The sequence below is a fragment of the Dysosmobacter sp. genome (assembly GCF_034093755.1).
Classification (GTDB): Bacteria; Bacillota; Clostridia; order Oscillospirales; family Oscillospiraceae; genus Oscillibacter.
This window is the reverse complement of record NZ_JAXEBZ010000055.1, coordinates 23,081-39,654: the sequence shown is the minus strand read 5'-3', so window position 1 is coordinate 39,654 and position 16,574 is coordinate 23,081. Positions and strand designations below refer to the sequence as shown.

The window sequence follows — 16,574 nt, the reverse complement described above, 5'->3', positions numbered from 1 at the left end:
GGTGGCGGCCTTGGCCCGCTTGCCCTTGACCTCGCCGGCCTGGGCAATGGCGCCGCCGTACAGCAGGAACTTTTCCGTCAGGGTGGTCTTGCCGGCGTCGGGGTGGGAGATGATGGCGAATGTCCGCCGGCGGGTGATTTCTTCTTGCAGAGAGGGCATGGGAGGGACCTCCTTGAATCGTAATCCTAAACTCAATAAACTTACCATATCCCGGGGAAGATTGCAAGATTCCCCGGTAAAAAAACGGATTTCTGATCTGTTTTCCCCCGGCGGAGCGGAGAGAAATCCGGCCGCCGGAGAGCCGGAAAAGGGCCGGGTTTGTCAATGATACGGGAAAATATGCATAATCTCCCGACCCGTCCGGCACGCCTTGACATTTCAGGGAGAGTATGCTAAAAGTAAACCGATTGTTCAAAACGGCTTCCGCCAGGGCGGAAAGCCGGAATCGAGACGGGCGCGGAGGACGGCCCCCGCGGCAGAAGGAGAAACTTATGAAGGCACTGATTATTGACAACGTTTCCAAGAAGATCCCCGAGATGCTCAGAAGTAAGGGCGTGGATGTGGAGATCGCCGTGATGCCGGGCGTGGAGCGCCTGAAGGAAATCATCGGCGACGCGGACGTCCTGGTGATGCGGGTGCTGCCCTCCATCGACCGGAGCATTCTGGACGCGGCCACGAACCTGAAGATGATCGCGGTGTGCAGCGTGGGCACCACCCACATCGACCTGGACTATGCCAGGGAAAAGGGCATCGCCATCATCAACGCCCCCGCCGGCAGCTCCAACGCCGTGGCCGAGCTGGCCATGTGCAAGCTGCTGGAGCTGAACCGCCACACCATTCCGGCCCACGTGGAGGTGTCCGGCGACCGGATCTGGGAGAAGAACCACTTCGTCGGCCATGAGCTGCGGGGCCAGACCCTGGGCCTGGTGGGCTTCGGCCGCATCGGCCGCCGGGTGGCGGAGCTGGCCCGGGCCTTCGGCATGCGCACCATTGTGTACGATCCCTACATGACCGCCGAGCAGTGCGCTGCCGCCGGCGGCGAGAAGATGGAAAAGGACGAGTTCCTTGCCACTGCCGACTGCATTACCATCCATCTGCCCCTGACGCCGGAGACCGACAACCTGATCTCCTTCGATGACATTGCCAAGATGCACCAGGGCGCCATCGTGGTGAACATGAGCCGCGGCGGCGTGCTGAACGAGGAGGCCGCCGCCGAGGGCCTGAAGTCCGGCAAGCTGGGCGGCGTGGGCATGGACGTCATCAAGGGCGAGCTGGCGGACCTGGCCGGCAACGATGTGCTGTACTCCCCCCTGTTTGACACCGACGGCAACTACGCTGTGACGCCCCATATCGGCGCCTGCACCGTGGAGGCCCAGGAGAACATCGGCGACATCATCAACGAGCAGATCGCCGCGTTCTTCCACCTGTAAGCTGCCGCACCGCAAAGAGCCGGCCGGATCGGAATCGGATCCGGCCGGCTCTGTTGTCCGCCGTCGGAGGGCAGCTCCGGGTTCAGAAAGTGGGAAGAACCGGGGAAAGGGATTTACAGGAACCGGGCAGGTGTGATACTATAGAAAGGTAATTTGTGAGGCGTCAAAGCTACGGAATTCCGCGTTTTCGGAGGTAAGGGAACATGAAGATCGTTGTCATCGGCATCGGCAAGGTGGGTTATGTCCTGCTGAAGGAGCTGAGCCAGGAGGGGCATGACCTGGTGGCGGTGGACCGCTCCGCGTCGCTGCTGCACCTGTGCCAGGATAAGCTGGACGTGGCCACGGTGACCGGCAACGGCGCGTCGCTGGAGGTGCTGGAGGAAGCCGGTGTGGCGGAGGCCGACCTGACGGTGGCGGTGACGGACAGCGACGAGGTGAACCTGCTGTGCTGTCTGGTGGCCCACAAGCTGGGCTGCTCCAACGTGGTGGCCCGTGTCCGCAACCCGGAGTATGACCGGCAGATGAACCTGCTGAAAGGGGACCTGGGCCTCAGCTTCTCCATCAACCCGGAAAAGACCACCGCCAACGAGATTTTCCACCTGCTGCAGTTCCCCAGCTTCCTGCGGCGGGAGTTCTTCGCCGGCGGACGCATTGAGATCGCCGAGGTCATGATCCCGCCGGACAGCCCCCTGGCCGGCAAGCGGCTGGACCAGGTGGGCGACATCCTGAAAAGCCGGGTGGTTGTGTGCGCCGTGGACCGCAAGGGCCAGGTCATCATCCCCTACGGCGCCACGGAGCTTCACGCCGGCGACAAGCTGAGCATCAGCGCCGCCACCCGGGAGATGCCGGGCCTCATCGAGGGCTGCGGCATCCAGGTGCGGACCATCCGGCGGGTGCTGATTGTGGGCGGCGGAACCATTGCGGCCTACCTCTCCCGGCTGCTGACGGAGGCCAGGGTCTCCGTGGCCATCATTGAGGAATCCCACAGCCGCTGCGAGGAGCTGTGCGAGATGCTGCCCGGCGTGTCGGTGATCTGCGGCAACGGCACGGAGCAGAGCCTGCTGCTGGACGAGGGCATCCGGGAGGCCGACGCCGTGGTGACCCTGACGGGCATCGACGAGGAGAACTTCCTGGTGTCCATGTTCGCCAACCACCTGGGGGTTCCCAAAACCATTACCAAGATCAACCGCATGGAGTACAGCGACTTTTTCATGGGCACCGGCATCGACACGGTGGTCAGCCCCAAGCTGCTCACCGCCAACCAGCTGGTGCAGTACGTCCGGGCGGTGAGCGCCTCCCGGGAGGGCAGCGTGGAGACGCTGTACCGCATCGCCGACGGCAAGGCGGAGGCCCTGGGCTTCACCGTGCCGGAGGAGGGGCCGTATCTGAACGTGCCCCTGTCCCGGCTGCACCTGAAGCCCAACACCCTGATTGCCTCCATTCTCCGGGGCCAGCGGGTCATCATCCCCAAGGGCAATGACTGCATGCTGGCGGGGGACTCTGTGGTGGTGGTGGCGGAACCCCACCGCACCATTGCCAATCTGACGGATATTTTCGCGGACCGTGAGGGCTTTGTGGAATGAACTATCGTGCTGTATTGCGCTACATGGGGCAGGTGCTGTCCATCGAGGGGCTGTTTATGCTGCCGGCGCTGCTGGTGTGCTTCCTCTACGGGGAGGGAGGCCCGGCCAGGGCCTTTGGGCTTTGCATCCTGCTGACGCTGGGTGTAGGCTTCGCCCTGTCCCGCATCCCCCTGAAAGACGGCATCTACGCCCGGGAGGGCTTCGTCATCGTGGCCCTCAGCTGGGTGGCCATCTCCCTGTTCGGCGCGCTGCCCTTCTGGATCAGCCGGGAGATTCCCCGGTTTGTGGACGCCTTTTTTGAGACGGTGTCCGGCTTCACCACCACCGGCGCCAGCATCCTCACCGACATTGAGGCCATGAGCTTTGGTATGCTGTACTGGCGCAGCTTCACCCACTGGCTGGGGGGCATGGGCGTGCTGGTGTTCCTGCTGGCCATCGTGCCGCTGGCCCGGGGCAACGGCGAGACGCTACACCTGCTGCGGGCGGAAAGCCCCGGCCCCGCCCCCGGCAAGATGACCCCCACCATCCGCCAGACCTCCCGGGCGCTGTACGGCATCTACGTGGCCATGACGGCGGCGGAGATCGTGCTGCTGCTCATCGGCGGCATGCCCCTGTTTGACGCGGTGGTCCACGCCTTCGGCACCGCCGGCACCGGCGGCTTCAGCATCAAGGGCGCCAGCATCGCCGCCTACGACAGCGCCTACCTTCAGCTGGTCATCGCCATCTTCATGGCGCTGTTCGGCGTCAACTTCAACATGTACTACCTGCTGCTGCTGCACAACGGCCGAAGCGTCTGGAAAAACGAGGAGCTGCGGGCCTACGTGAGCATTATGGCCGCCGCCACCGTCATCATCGCCCTGAACATCCTGCCGGGCTACACCAGCGTGGGCCGGGCGTTTCTGGACAGCTTTTTCCAGGTGTCCTCCATTATGACCACCACCGGCTACGCCACGGCGGACTTCAACCTGTGGCCCCAGCTGTCCCGGCTGCTGCTGGTGCTGCTGATGCTTGTGGGCGCCTCCGCCGGCTCCACCGGCGGCGGCATCAAAGTATCCCGGCTGCTGATTCTGTGGAAGCACATGATGCAGGAGATGCGGACCATGCTCCGCCCCCGCAGCGTGCAGATCAGTCGGATGGACGGCAAGCGGCTGGAGGACAGCACCGTCCGGGGCGCGTCGGCGTTCCTGGTGGCTTACTGCCTGATCTGCTGCCTGTCCATGGCGCTGGTGTCGCTGGACAATTTCAGTCTGGAGACCACCGTCACCGCCGTGATTGCCTGCATCAACAACATCGGCCCCGGCCTGGACATGGTGGGTGCCACCGGCAATTACAGCCAGTTCTCCCCCTTCGCGAAGATTGTGCTGTCGCTGGATATGCTGCTGGGCCGCCTGGAGATCTTCCCCATGCTGCTGCTGTTCCTGCCCAGCGTGTGGAAGAAGAGAGTATAACGAAAACCCCGGTCCCCTGTGGGGACCGGGGTTTGTTCATCGCCTGATCAGGAAGGACGCGGCCAGCAGTCCCGCTGTGACGGCGGCGTACAGGCCGTAGAACACCCGCCAGATTTCCACGCCTATGGGGATGCCGAACACGTGGAAGGTCCGGCCCAGCTGGGGGTTCTGCAAAGCGCAGGCCACGAAGATTACCGCGATGACCAGCATCACCAGGCCGATAAGCCGCAGGGTTTTCCGTCTGTCCATGGGATCCTCCTTTCAGTCCAATGACACATAGCCGGTGCGCTCCACCAGGGACTGGCCCTGCTCCGAGAGAATCCAGTCCAGGAACGCCCGCATCGCCGGGTCCCTGTCCTCCGGGGCGCTCTGGCCTTTTGGGGCAGCGGTGACGGCGTAGAAACAGGAGCTGATGGGGTAGCTGCCGTCCCGGATGGTCTCTCTGGTGGGCTCCACGCCGCCCAGGGCCAGCAGGCGGATCTGGTCGTTGGCGGCCATCTCCGCGGCATAGTACCGGAAGGAGAAGCCGATGGCGTTCCGGTGGTTGCGGTAGCTGGCCACCTCCGTGATGATGCCGCCCATGCCGCCGATGCGGTCCTCGGTTTTCGGCTCCATCAGCGGCAGGCCGTCCATCAGCCGCAGCAGGGCGGACTGGCTGCCGCTGTTCTCCGCCCGCTGGTAGGCCCGGATGGACTGACGTTTCCCGCCCAGCTGCTTCCAGTTGGTGATCTCCCCGGTATAGATGCCCTGAATCTGCTCCACCGTCAGCGAGGTGACCGGGTTTTGGCTGTTGACGAAGAACACAAAGGCTTCCTTGCCGATGGGGGTCAGGTGCAGCTCCATCCCCGCCGCTTCGGCATCATCCAGCTGGGCCTGGGAGGGGGCGGCGGCGAAGATCATGTCCGTCTCGCCGGCAATGAGCCGCTGGTAGGCCTCAATGGTGCCGGAGCAGGCCACACGGCCGTACCACCCGCCGGAGGTGAGGGGGTAGTCCCCCTCCGGGAAGGCGGCCTGCACGAAGGCGGAGTACACCGGGTACAGTGCCGTGGCGCCGTCCAGCCGCAGCGACAGGATGTCGCTGGCGGTGAGGCGCAGGGTGGAGTCCTCCTCCAGGTACAGGGCCTTGGTGTCCGGCGCAAAGGGGACGTACTGCTGGATCAGCAGCTGCCGGTCATCCACGGTGGGGAGGGAGTCCTCCCACCAGCCATAGCCGGTGCAGACAGCGGCACACAGCGTCACCGCGCTGAACACTGCCCACACCCGGCGGCACCATTTGCCCTTCAGCAGCCCCGTGGCGCAGAGGGCTATGCACACCAGCAGCGCCGGCCCTACCACGTACAGGGCGTACAGCAGATAGGGCGGGCAGCCCATCAGTGTGGCAAACAGCAGCCCCACAAACAGCAGCAGCCCGAAAAACGCAAAGATCACAAGGCTGCCCAGAATGCTGAGCACAGTCTTTTTCATCCTCGCACCTCCAATTCATCCACCTGCCGCCGCACCTGCTCCAGATCGAAGGAGGAGCAGACCCGGCCGTTTTGGCTGTCCAGCGCCCGGTAGTGCTGAGACAGAATGTTCTGCTGGATGCGAAAGCCGCCCCGCATCTCCACCGTCCGCCACCACACCCGGCCGCCCATGGTGGGCGGGTAGGTGGGCCGCAGGTCCTGGAACGCCAGCGCCCGCACCATGTCACTGGCCTCGCCTCCCAGCAGCCGCCCCAGCACCTGGCTGCCAGAGAACACGGTGCAGAAGGCGGCGGCGCCCATCCAGCCCAGGGAGGACCGCCCCTTTTCAATTTCCACCAGCGTTTTCTTGGACATGCCCAGTGCCCGGGCCATGGCCTCCTGGGTCAGGCCGTATTCCGTCCGCACCAGCTTCACCTGCCGGTCCAGCTCCCACACCAGTTCTTCCCGTGTCATCAGGCATCACTTCCTCTCATATAGTATAATTTTACACTATATGAGAAGATCTGTCAACAGCAAAAGGACTTCCGCGTGGAAAACGGAAGTCCTCTGCGGCGAGGTTTACTTTTCCAGCCCGGCGAATACCACCAGCCACTGTCCATCCTCGCAGGCCAGCTCCACCGTCAGATAGTCATAGCTGTCCTCCAGCTCCCGGTTCCGGACGGAGAGAACCGCCCGGGTGGGGGACCGGTCGTCGTCCACCGTGTAGTCCAGGGCGGAGACGCTGCGGCCCCGCAGGTCCGGCAGATCCATGGCGGCGCCGGGGGCCAGCAGGTCGCTGACGGCGGTCAGGTCGCCGGAGAAGAAGGCGGGGACCAGACGGCTTCCGACTTCCCGGAGGGAGGTGAGCCAGGCGGGGGCGCCGTCCTCCGGGGATACCGGCTCAAAGGTGGCCATCATGTCGGCGAACCGGGCGCCGTGGCCCTCTGCGGCCTCCAGAAAGCATTGGGCGTACAGCACGAACACGCCCCCCTGCCGGTCCTCCACCAGACGGACCAGCGCCTGGGGGGAGTCCCAGTTCAGCCCGCCGCTGGCGGTGATGGTCAGAGCGCCGGGACCGGCGGCCTCCGGCTCCGACACGTCGCCGTAGGTTTCCGACAGCCGCTCCGCCGCCCAGACTCCCGCGTCCTCCAGAGAGATGTCCGGCTGCCGGGAGACCTCCAGGCGGCAGGCGGGCAGGTCCCCCATGTCCACCAGCGGCTCCACGGTGAGGACGCCCCCTTCCGTGGACTGGCGGTAGGCGGTTTCGTCCACGTAGAGGATGAAGTCCGCCGCTGTCCCGGCGCTGAGCTGGTGGAGGTGGAAGCTGCCCACGCCGCCGCCGGAGAGCCGCAGCGTATAGGCGGGGGCGGCGGGAGATTCCGGGGCGGCAGAGGACGCGCCGGGGGAGGCCGGGGCGGCTCCGCCGGATTCTTCCGGCGGAGCGGACCCGGCGGGGGCGGCCAGAAGACAGACGCCCACCATCAGCAGCAGGCAGGCCGCGGCGGCCAGACCGGCCGGCCACCGCCGGCGCCGGCGCTGTTCGCTGCGCTCCAGCAGCTCTTCGTCCGCGCCGCCAATGGCCCGGAACAGCCGTTCCTGTTTCGTCATAGCAGTTCCTCCTTTTCCAGATATTTCCGCAGCTTCTCCCGGCTGCGGAACAGGCTGGCCTTCACCGTTCCCAGCGGCAGGCCGTAGCGGCGGGCAATGTCCGCCAGGGGCTCGGCGAAGTAGTACCGCCGCAGAAATACGCTGCAGTCCCGCCGGGAGAGGGTGTGGAGGAAGCGGTCCACCGCCGCCTCCAGCTCCGCGTCCTCCACCTCCTGGGCGGCGCTGGGGGACGCGGGGATGCAGGCCGTCAGCTCATCCAGCAGCAGCGGCACCTCGCCGCCGCCCCGCTTCTGGGCCAGATTGGCGCTGAGCCGGTCGCAGGCGGCCCGGCGGGTGATTTTCCCCAGAAACGCCGCCAGGCGGTTGGGGCGGTGGACGGGCATGGCGTTCCAGGCCCCCACCCAGGTGTCATTGACGCACTCTTCCGCGTCCTCCCGGTTGCAGAGGATGCGGTAGGCGATGGCGTGGCAGTAGCTGCCGTATTTGGCGATGGAGGCGGCCACGGCGTCGGGGCTGCGCTGCCAGTACAACTCCACGATCTGCTGGTCGTTCATGGCAAGAGACTCCTTTCGGAATGGGCGTTCACCTGTCTGGTGGGGAAATCCGGGAAAAGGTTGCGCCGGAGGAGAAAAAAGGGAAAAACTCCCCCGTCCGGGTGAACGGGGGAGCAGCAGAATGGGGTCGGCTTTACTTGCGGCCGGCGGAATTGCGGATCTGAAAGTTACTTGCGGCTGGCGGAGTTGGTGGTGTCCTTCAGCAGCACGTCGTGTGCGCCGCCGACCCCACGGAGCAGGCTCCGCGGGGGCCCCGCACAGAACCAACCGGCGGGAAATGAATTCCCGCCGGTTCAAGGTTTTCCTGCGGAAAACGCTTGTACGCGCAAAGCGCGGCGCGGAGGGCGGCGGAGTTGCGGATTCTGAAAATTACTTGCGGCCGGCGGAGTTGGTGGTGTCCTTCAGCAGCACGTCGTGGGCGCCGCCCTCCACGATGGAGACGGAGGACACCAGGGTCAGCTTGGCCTTGTCCCGCAGCTCGGGGATGGACAGGGCGCCGCAGTTGCACATGGTGGAGCGGATCTTGGCCAGGGTGGTGGCCATGCCGTCGGCCAGGGAGCCGGCGTAGGGAACGTAGGAGTCCACGCCCTCCTCGAAGGACAGCTTGGCGGCGCCGCCCAGGTCATAGCGCTGCCAGTTCCGGGCACGGGCGCTGCCCTCGCCCCAGTATTCCTTCATATAGCTGCCGCCGATGAGGACCTTGGCAGAGGGGCTTTCGTCAAACCGGGAGAAGTAGCGGCCCAGCATGCAGAAGTCGGCGCCCATGGCCAGCGCCAGGGTGATGTGGTAGTCCTGCACAATGCCGCCGTCGGCGCAGATGGGCACGTAGATGCCGGTCTCCTCGAAGTACTTGTCCCGCTCCCGGGCCACGTCGATGACGGCGGTGGCCTGGCCGCGGCCGATGCCCTTGGTCTCACGGGTGATGCAGATGGAGCCGCCGCCGATGCCGATCTTCACGAAGTCCGCGCCGGCGTCCGCCAGGAAGCGGAAGCCCTCGCCGTCCACCACGTTGCCGGCGCCCACCTTCACGGTGTCGCCGTAGCGGGCACGGATCCAGTCCAGGGTCTTCTTCTGCCAGGCGGAATAGCCCTCGGAGGAGTCCATCACCAGCACGTCGGCGCCGGCCTCCACCAGAGCGGGGACCCGCTCGGCGTAGTCCCGGGTGTTGATGCCGGCACCCACTACATAGCGCTTCTGGCCGTCCAGCAGCTCCAGGGGGTTGCCCTTGTGGGTGTCATAGTCCTTGCGGAACACGAAGGACACCAGGCGGCCGTCAGCAGCCACAATGGGCAGGGCGTTGAGCTTCCGGTCCCAGATGATGTCATTGGCCTCTTTCAGACTGGTGCCCTCGGGGGCGGTGATCAGCTTCTCCGCGGGGGTCATGAAGGTGGAGACGGGGGTGGTGGGGTCCATCCGGCTGACGCGGTAGTCCCGGCTGGTCACCAGACCCAGCAGGCGGCCATTGCCGGTGCCGTCGTCGGTGACGGCCATGGTGGAGTGGCCGGTGCGCTCCTTCAGGGCCAGCACGTCGGCCAGGGTGTCGGTGGAGCGGAGGTTGGAATCGCTGAACACGAAGCCGGCCTTGTAGTTCTTCACCTTGCGGACCATCTCCGCCTGCTCCTCAATGGGCTGGGAGACGTAGATGAAGGCGATGCCGCCCTCGCGGGCCAGGCCGATGCCCATCTTCTCGCCGGAGACCGCCTGCATGACGGCGGAGACCATGGGGATGTTCATGGTCAGGGGGCACTCCTCGCCCTTGCGGTACTTCACCACCGGGGTCTTCAGGGAGACGTTGGCGGGAATGCAGTCCTCGGAGGAATAGCCGGGCACCAGAAGGTACTCGCTGAATGTGCGGGAGGGTTCGTCAAAAAAGTATGCCATGGAGCCACCTCTCTATCTAAATATTAATGATTAGAATACCACAGATTTTCCGAAAAGCAACGGTAAATTTCCGGATTACAGATCAAAATAGGCCTTCGCGGAGGCGAACAGCCCCATGTCGTACTCTCCGGGGACGTTGCGGTACAGGGCGGGGCCGGTGCGCTCGGTGTGGCCCATCTTGCCCAGCACCCGTCCGTCGGGGGAGGTGATGCCCTCCACCGCCCAGACAGAGCCGTTGGGGTTGAAGGCCACGTCCATGGTGGGCGTGCCGGACAGGTCCACGTACTGGGTGGCGATCTGCCCGTTTTCCGCCAGGGAGGCCAGCAGCTCCGGCCGGCAGAGGAAGCGGCCCTCGCCGTGGGACACAGGCACGCTGTACACGTCGCCCACATTCACCTGAGCCAGCCAGGGGGAGCGGTTGGAGGCCACCCGGGTGCGGACGATCTTGGACTGGTGGCGGCCGATGATGTTGAAGCTGAGGGTGGGGCAGGTCTCATCGGTGTCGATGATCTCGCCGTAGGGCACCAGACCCAGCTTGATGAGGGCCTGGAAGCCGTTGCAGATGCCCAGCATCAGACCGTCCCGGTTTTTCAGCAGGTCATGGGTGGCGTCCTTCACCGCCGGGTTGCGGAAGAAGGCGGTGATGAACTTGCCGGAGCCGTCCGGCTCGTCGCCGCCGGAGAAGCCGCCGGGAATGAAGATGATCTGGCTCTGGGCGGCGGCTTTGGCGAACCGCTCCACGGAGTCGGCCACGCCCTGGGCGGACTGGTTGTTCAGCACCAGCACCTGGGGCTCCAGCCCGGCCCGCTCCACGGCCCGGGCGCTGTCGTACTCGCAGTTGGTGCCGGGGAACACGGGAATCAGCACCCTGGGACGGGCCACGCCCGCCTTGGGGGCGGCGCGGCTGAAGGCGGGGGCCTCCAGCACGGGGACGGTCTCGGCGGGATTGGCGGTGCGGTTGGGATACACATCCTCCAGCACGCCCTCGTTGAGCTGCAGCAGCTCCTCAATGGGGGCCTTGTCGCCGCCGATGGCCACCGCCGGCTCGGCGGTGGTGACGCCCAGACGGGCGGCGTACTCGCCGGAGATCTCCTCCGTCAGCTCCGCCACAATGGCGCCGGGCATGGCGCTGGAGTACCAGATGTCGCCCACGCCGTCGGCGGCAAAGCCGATGCTGTTGCCGAAGGACATGTTCATGACAGCCTCTGCCAGGTTGTTGTCCACCGCCCAGGCGGCGCGGACCTTTCCGGCCTCGCTGAGGGCGTGGAAGGCCTCCCACGCGGTCTGCTGGCCGTCCGCGGTGCCGTCGCACAGGAACAGGTACACGGGGTGGCCCGCCGCCTTGAACTCAGGGGACAGCACCTTGCCGGCCCTGGAGGGGGCGATGGCAAAGGAGATGAGGGTGGGGGGCACGTCCATGTCCAGGAAGGAGCCGGACATGGAGTCCTTGCCGCCGATGGCGGCCACGCCCAGGTCCAGCTGCGCGTCCAGGGCGCCCAGCAGGGCGGCGAAGGGCTTGCCCCAGCGGAGGGGCTCGTCCCGCAGCTTCTCAAAATACTCCTGGAAGGTGAGGTAGGCCTGGTGGTAGTCGCAGCCGGCGGCCACCAGCTTGGCCACGGAGGTGATCACGGAGCGGTAAGCGCCGGCGTAGGGGTCCACGCACAGCTGCTCGGGGTCGAAGCCCCAGGCCATGACGGAGCAGTCCTCCGTCTCCTGGCCCGGCAGGACGGGCAGCAGGGCGGCCATGGACTGGGCGGGGGTCCGCTGACGTTTTCCGCCGAAGGGCATCAGCACGGAGCCAGCGCCGATGGTGGAGTCGAACCGCTCGGAAAGGCCCCGGCGGGAGGCGCACTTCAGGCTGGAGGCCATTTCCCGCAGGGAGTGCATGCCGCTTTCCCCCAGGGCGGCGCGGTCCTTGGGCTCCACCGCCACAGTGGTGTGCTTGTCGGCGCCGTTGGTGTCCAGGAATTCCCGGGACAGGTCCACAATGGTGCGGCCCTGCCAGCGCATGACCATGCGGGGGCTTTCGGTGACCACGGCCACCTGATAGGCCTCCAGATTTTCCGCCTGGGCGGCAGCGATGAAGGTGTCCGCGTCGGCGGCGGCCACCACAACGGCCATCCGCTCCTGAGACTCGGAAATGGCCAGCTCCGTGCCGTCCAGACCCTCGTACTTCTTGCGGACCTTGTCCAGATCAATGGCCAGGCCGGGGGCCAGCTCGCCGATGGCCACGGACACGCCGCCGGCGCCGAAGTCGTTGCAGCGCTTGATGAGGCGGGTCACATTGCCGTCCCGGAACAGCCGCTGAATCTTCCGCTCCTCGGGGGCGTTGCCCTTCTGCACCTCGGAGGCCATGGTGGTCAGGGACTTCTGGTTGTGGCTCTTGGAGGAGCCGGTGGCGCCGCCGATGCCGTCACGGCCGGTGCGGCCGCCCAGCAGGATCACCACGTCGCCGGGGGCGGGACGCTCCCGCACCACGTTCTCCGCCGGCGCGGCGCCCACCACGGCGCCCACTTCCAGATGCTTGGCAACATAGCCGGGGTGATAGATCTCACTGACCTGGCCGGTGGCAAGGCCGATCTGGTTGCCGTAGGAGGAGTAGCCGGCGGCCGCGGTCTGGGCCAGCTTCCGCTGGGGCAGCTTGCCGGGAATGGTCTGGTCCATGGGGGTGCGGGGATCGCCGCAGCCGGTGAGGCGCATGGCCTGATACACATAGGCACGGCCGGACAGGGGGTCCCGGATGCAGCCGCCGATGCAGGTGGCGGCGCCGCCGAAGGGCTCGATCTCCGTGGGGTGGTTGTGAGTCTCGTTCTTGAACATCAGCAGCCAGTCCTGCTCCTCACCGTCCACCTCGGCGGTGACGTGGATGGAGCAGGCGTTGATCTCCTCGCTCTGGTCCAGGTTCTGAAGCAGGCCCCGTTTTTTCAGCACCTTGGCGCCGATGGTAGCCATGTCCATCAGGGTCTGGGGGCGGACGGCCGCCTTCTCTTCGCCGTAGACCTCCACCCGGGCGGCCAGATACCGCTCGTAGGCGGCGCGGGTCTCCTCGTCCAGGATCTCCACGGAGTCGATGTGGGTGGAGAAGGTGGTGTGGCGGCAGTGATCGGACCAGTAGGTGTCCACCACCCGGATTTCCGTGATGGTGGGATCCCGGTGCTCGTCATCCCGGAAGTGGGCCTGCAGGAACTTCAGGTCGTCCAGGTCCATGGCCAGGCCCAGCCGGTCCAGCAGGGCCGTCAGCGCCGCCTCGTCCATGGCGATGAAGCCCTCCACGGTCTCCACGGAGGTGGGGACGGCGTACTCCATCTTCAGGGTGGAGACCTCCTCCAGAGAGGCCTCCCGGGACTCCACGGGGTTGATGACAAAGTGCTTGATGGCAGCCAGGTCCGCCTCCGTGAGATCGCCCTCCAGCAGGTACACCTTGGCGGTGCGGACGGTGGGCCGGTCGCCCTGGGTCATCAGCTGGATGCACTGGCTGGCGGAGTCTGCCCGCTGGTCGAACTGGCCGGGCAGGGCCTCCACGGCAAACACGGGGCCGTTGGTCTCCGGCAGGGCGGTCATGGTGTCATCCACCTGAGGCTCGGAGAACACCGCCCGGACGGCCCGCCGGAACACGTCCTCCTCCAGGCCCTCCACGTCATAGCGGTTGATGAGCCGCAGGCCCGTCAGGGCAGTGACGCCCAGCACGCCCCGGAACTCGTTGAGCAGGCTCTGGGCCTCCTGGCGCAGGGCCGGTTTCTTTTCCACATAAATGCGTCTGACCATTTACGCTTCCTCCATGGCGGCCAGCGCCCGCCGGCCGATGTCATGGCGCATGAACGCGCCGTCAAAATGAATCTGCTCCGCCGCTGCGTAGGCGTCGGCCAGGGCCTCTTTCAGGGTGGGGGCAGAGGCGGTGACGCCCAGCACCCGGCCGCCGCTGGTCACCAGATTGCCGTCCGTCAGCTTGCTGCCGGCGTGGTACACGGTGACGTTGGCGGGCAGGGTGTCGGGAATGGTAATCTCCTTGCCCTTTTCATAGTGGCTGGGATAGCCGCCGGAGGCCATGATGACGCAGGCGGCGGCGCCGTCGTGCCACTCCACCGTCAGCTGATCCAGTGTCTTGTTCTCCACCGCCTGCATCACCGTCAGCAGATCGGTTTTCAGCAGGGGCAGCACCACCTGGGTCTCCGGGTCGCCGAAGCGGCAGTTGTACTCAATGACCTTAGGCCCATTGGGGGTCAGCATCAATCCGAAGTACAGGCAGCCCTGGAAGGGGCAGCCCTCCGCCCGCATGGCCGCCAGGGTGGGCAGGAAGATGGTGTCCATGCACACCCGGGCGATCTCCGGGGTGTAGCAGGGGTTGGGGGCCACGGTGCCCATGCCGCCGGTGTTGAGGCCGGTGTCGTTGTCTCCGGCCCGCTTGTGGTCCATGGAGGACACCATGGGGGCGATGGCGGTGCCGTCGGTGAAGGCCAGCACGGACACCTCGGGGCCGGTGAGGAACTCCTCGATGACGATCTCGTTGCCGGAGTCGCCGAAGGCCTTGTCCTCCATGATGGTCTTGACGGCGGCCAGGCCCTCCTCCAGATTCTGGGGAATCAGCACGCCCTTGCCCAGAGCCAGGCCGTCGGCCTTGATGACGATGGGGAAGGAGGCGCCGCGGAGGTATTCCATGGCCTTGGCGGGATCGTCGAACACTTCATAGCCGGCAGTGGGGATGCCGTATTTTTTCATCAGGTTCTTGGAGAACACCTTGCTGCTCTCAATGCGGGCAGCGGCGGCGTTGGGGCCGAAGCAGGGGATGCCGGCCTCGTGGAGCCGGTCCACGCAGCCCAGCGCCAGGGGATCGTCCGGCGCCACCACGGCGAAGTCGATGGCGTGGGATCTGGCGAAGTCCACGATGGCGGGGATGTCCTTGGCGCCGATCTCCGGGACGCACACCGCGTCCTGCGCGATGCCGCCGTTGCCCGGCAGGGCGTAGATGGTCTCCACCGCGGGGTTTTCTTTCAGCTTTTTGATGATGGCGTGTTCGCGGCCACCGCCGCCGACGACCAGAAGTTTCATGGAAGCCCTCCTCACAGTATTTGAAGGAATATTTGCCGGAGGCAAATGGAATTGAAATCATTTTTCCGGCGACATGTGCGGCGGAAAAATACCTTGACCCAGCCGCCGTGGGCGGCGTCACCAGTCCGCAGACTGGTGGAAACAGCCGAAGCGCCGCCAGCGGCGGATAAAGCGAGGCTGTTTCGAGGAAGCGGCACGATTGGCGGTCCCGTAAGGGACCGGGAATCGTAATGCCGCAACGGTGTTGGGGATTCTAAAAGGGGGAAAGCGGCGAAGCGCCGCCAGCGGCGGATGAAGCGAGCCGCTTTCGAGGAAGTACCGCGATTGGCGGCCCCAACGGGGCCGGGAATCGCATTGGCACGACGGTGCACGAAGTCCCCTCTTTAAAGCGCTGGCGCTTAGTGGTGGAACAGCCGCATCCCCGTGAAGCACAGGGTGATGCCGTACTTGTCCGCCGTCTCAATGACGTTGTCGTCCCGGATGGAGCCGCCGGGCTCCACAATGTAGCTGACGCCGGACTTCCGGGCCCGCTCCACGTTGTCCCCGAAGGGGAAGAAGGCGTCGGAGCCTACGGTGACGCCGGTCTGGGTGGCCACCCAGGCCTTCCGCTCCTCAGCGGTCAGCACCTCCGGCTTCACCTGGAAGGTGTTCTGCCACACGCCGTCGGCAAGCAGGTCCTCGTACTCGTCGGAGGTGTAGATGTCGATGGCGTTGTCCCGGTCCGGACGGCGGATGCCCTCCACAAACTGCAGCCCCAGTACCTTGGGATGCTGGCGGAGATACCAGTTGTCCGCCTTCTGGCCCGCCAGACGGGTGCAGTGAATGCGGCTCTGCTGGCCGGCGCCCACGCCGATGGCCTGGCCGTCCTTCACGTAGCACACGGAGTTGGACTGGGTGTATTTCAGGGTGATGAGGGCCACAATCATGTCGGTTCTGGCGCTCTCCGGCAGATCATGGCTCCGGGAGACAATGTTCTCCAGCAGGGAGGCGTCGATTTTATAGTTGTTGCGGCCCTGTTCAAAGGTGACGCCGAACACGTCCTTGGTCTCCGCAGCGGCGGGGACGTAGGCCGGGTCGATCTGCACCACGTTGTACTTGCCGCCCTTTTTCGTCTTCAGAATGGCCAGGGCCTCGTCGGTGTAGCCGGGGGCGATGATGCCGTCAGACACCTCGTACTTGAGGTAGCTGGCGGTGGCGGCGTCGCACACGTCGGAGAGGGCCGCCCAGTCGCCATAGGAGCACAGCCGGTCGGCGCCCCGGGCGCGGATGTAGGCGCAGGCGATGGGGGACAGCTCCGCCCCCTCGTCCACGAAGTAAATCTTCCGGTCCGTGTCGCTGAGGGGCTTGCCGACGGCGGCGCCGGCGGGGGACACGTGCTTGAAGGAGGCGGCGGCGGGCAGGCCGGTGGCCTCCTTCAGCTCCCGCACCAGCTGCCAGGAGTTGAAGGCGTCCAGCAGGTTGATGTAGCCGGGGCGGCCGCTGAGCACCTGAAAGGGCAGGTCGCCGCCGTCCTTCATGAACACCCGGGCCGGCTTCTGATTGGGGTTGCAGCCGTATTTCAGTTCCAATTCGTTCATGGCGT

Annotated in this window: 13 protein-coding genes; 3 read left to right on the top strand and 10 right to left on the bottom strand. The window is 65.7% G+C overall.

Going from position 1 to position 16,574, the window contains the following annotated elements:
* On the bottom strand, positions 1–159 hold a 159-nt coding region (locus SOX55_RS07715; protein ID WP_325286864.1), incomplete at its 3' end, for a GTP-binding protein.
* A 332-nt stretch (positions 160–491) separates the two neighbouring features.
* On the opposite strand from SOX55_RS07715, the gene SOX55_RS07710 reads away from it, so the two are divergent.
* The 3 genes from SOX55_RS07710 (at position 492) to SOX55_RS07700 (ending at position 4,461) form a co-directional block, all read left to right on the top strand.
* Positions 492–1,430 carry an NAD(P)-dependent oxidoreductase gene (locus SOX55_RS07710; RefSeq protein ID WP_325286863.1) on the top strand — a complete coding sequence of 313 codons (939 nt, stop codon included), beginning with the start codon at positions 492–494 and terminating at the stop codon, positions 1,428–1,430.
* 203 nt (positions 1,431–1,633) lie between these two features.
* Positions 1,634–3,013 (top strand): Trk system potassium transporter TrkA, encoded by a 1,380-nt coding sequence (gene trkA, locus SOX55_RS07705; RefSeq protein WP_325286862.1) that lies wholly within the window; start codon positions 1,634–1,636, stop codon positions 3,011–3,013.
* A complete protein-coding gene (locus SOX55_RS07700; protein ID WP_325286861.1) occupies positions 3,010–4,461 on the top strand; it encodes a TrkH family potassium uptake protein in 1,452 nt (483 codons plus the stop codon). The genes trkA and SOX55_RS07700 overlap by 4 nt, the downstream gene beginning before the upstream one ends.
* A 36-nt stretch (positions 4,462–4,497) precedes the next feature.
* Here SOX55_RS07700 and SOX55_RS07695 read toward each other — a convergent pair whose 3' ends face one another.
* The 9 genes from SOX55_RS07695 to SOX55_RS07655 form a co-directional block, all read right to left on the bottom strand.
* Positions 4,498–4,710 (bottom strand): hypothetical protein, encoded by a 213-nt coding sequence (locus tag SOX55_RS07695; RefSeq protein ID WP_325286860.1) that lies wholly within the window; start codon positions 4,708–4,710, stop codon positions 4,498–4,500.
* Positions 4,711–4,722: 12 nt separating this feature from the next.
* Positions 4,723–5,925 carry a PstS family phosphate ABC transporter substrate-binding protein gene (locus tag SOX55_RS07690; protein WP_325286859.1) on the bottom strand — a complete coding sequence of 401 codons (1,203 nt, stop codon included), beginning with the start codon at positions 5,923–5,925 and terminating at the stop codon, positions 4,723–4,725.
* Entirely contained in the window at positions 5,922–6,377 is a 456-nt protein-coding gene (locus SOX55_RS07685; RefSeq protein WP_325286858.1) for a helix-turn-helix transcriptional regulator, read from the bottom strand. Before SOX55_RS07685 ends, SOX55_RS07690 begins: the two co-directional genes overlap by 4 nt.
* Before the next feature lie 105 nt (positions 6,378–6,482).
* Positions 6,483–7,511, bottom strand: a complete 1,029-nt coding sequence (locus tag SOX55_RS07680) for a hypothetical protein (protein WP_325286857.1) — start codon at positions 7,509–7,511, stop codon at positions 6,483–6,485.
* The gene (locus tag SOX55_RS07675; protein ID WP_325286856.1) at positions 7,508–8,065 is read right to left on the bottom strand and encodes an RNA polymerase sigma factor; all 558 of its coding nucleotides are present in this window, start codon (positions 8,063–8,065) and stop codon (positions 7,508–7,510) included. The genes SOX55_RS07680 and SOX55_RS07675 overlap by 4 nt, the downstream gene beginning before the upstream one ends.
* 369 nt (positions 8,066–8,434) lie before the next feature.
* Positions 8,435–9,946, bottom strand: coding sequence for an IMP dehydrogenase (locus tag SOX55_RS07670; RefSeq protein ID WP_325286855.1), 1,512 nt, complete (start codon positions 9,944–9,946; stop codon positions 8,435–8,437).
* A gap of 75 nt (positions 9,947–10,021) precedes the next feature.
* Positions 10,022–13,711, bottom strand: coding sequence for a phosphoribosylformylglycinamidine synthase (locus tag SOX55_RS07665; RefSeq protein ID WP_325286854.1), 3,690 nt, complete (start codon positions 13,709–13,711; stop codon positions 10,022–10,024).
* Positions 13,712–14,992 carry a phosphoribosylamine--glycine ligase gene (purD, locus tag SOX55_RS07660; protein ID WP_325286853.1) on the bottom strand — a complete coding sequence of 427 codons (1,281 nt, stop codon included), beginning with the start codon at positions 14,990–14,992 and terminating at the stop codon, positions 13,712–13,714.
* Positions 14,993–15,390: 398 nt separating this feature from the next.
* On the bottom strand, positions 15,391–16,569 hold the full coding sequence (locus SOX55_RS07655; protein ID WP_325286852.1) for a phosphoribosylaminoimidazolecarboxamide formyltransferase: 1,179 nt from the start codon (positions 16,567–16,569) through the stop codon (positions 15,391–15,393).
* Between the last annotated feature and the right edge of the window lie 5 nt (positions 16,570–16,574).

Excerpts from the sequence above, each read along its gene's own strand:
- SOX55_RS07710 (WP_325286863.1), top strand. The coding sequence starts at position 492 with ATGAAGGCACTGATTATTGACAACGTTTCCAAGAAGATCCCCGAGATG.
- trkA (WP_325286862.1), top strand. The coding sequence starts at position 1,634 with ATGAAGATCGTTGTCATCGGCATCGGCAAGGTGGGTTATGTCCTGCTG.
- SOX55_RS07700 (WP_325286861.1), top strand. The coding sequence starts at position 3,010 with ATGAACTATCGTGCTGTATTGCGCTACATGGGGCAGGTGCTGTCCATC.
- SOX55_RS07695 (WP_325286860.1), bottom strand. The coding sequence starts at position 4,710 with ATGGACAGACGGAAAACCCTGCGGCTTATCGGCCTGGTGATGCTGGTC.
- SOX55_RS07690 (WP_325286859.1), bottom strand. The coding sequence starts at position 5,925 with ATGAAAAAGACTGTGCTCAGCATTCTGGGCAGCCTTGTGATCTTTGCG.
- SOX55_RS07685 (WP_325286858.1), bottom strand. The coding sequence starts at position 6,377 with ATGACACGGGAAGAACTGGTGTGGGAGCTGGACCGGCAGGTGAAGCTG.
- SOX55_RS07680 (WP_325286857.1), bottom strand. The coding sequence starts at position 7,511 with ATGACGAAACAGGAACGGCTGTTCCGGGCCATTGGCGGCGCGGACGAA.
- SOX55_RS07675 (WP_325286856.1), bottom strand. The coding sequence starts at position 8,065 with ATGAACGACCAGCAGATCGTGGAGTTGTACTGGCAGCGCAGCCCCGAC.
- SOX55_RS07670 (WP_325286855.1), bottom strand. The coding sequence starts at position 9,946 with ATGGCATACTTTTTTGACGAACCCTCCCGCACATTCAGCGAGTACCTT.
- SOX55_RS07665 (WP_325286854.1), bottom strand. The coding sequence starts at position 13,711 with ATGGTCAGACGCATTTATGTGGAAAAGAAACCGGCCCTGCGCCAGGAG.
- purD (WP_325286853.1), bottom strand. The coding sequence starts at position 14,992 with ATGAAACTTCTGGTCGTCGGCGGCGGTGGCCGCGAACACGCCATCATC.
- SOX55_RS07655 (WP_325286852.1), bottom strand. The coding sequence starts at position 16,569 with ATGAACGAATTGGAACTGAAATACGGCTGCAACCCCAATCAGAAGCCG.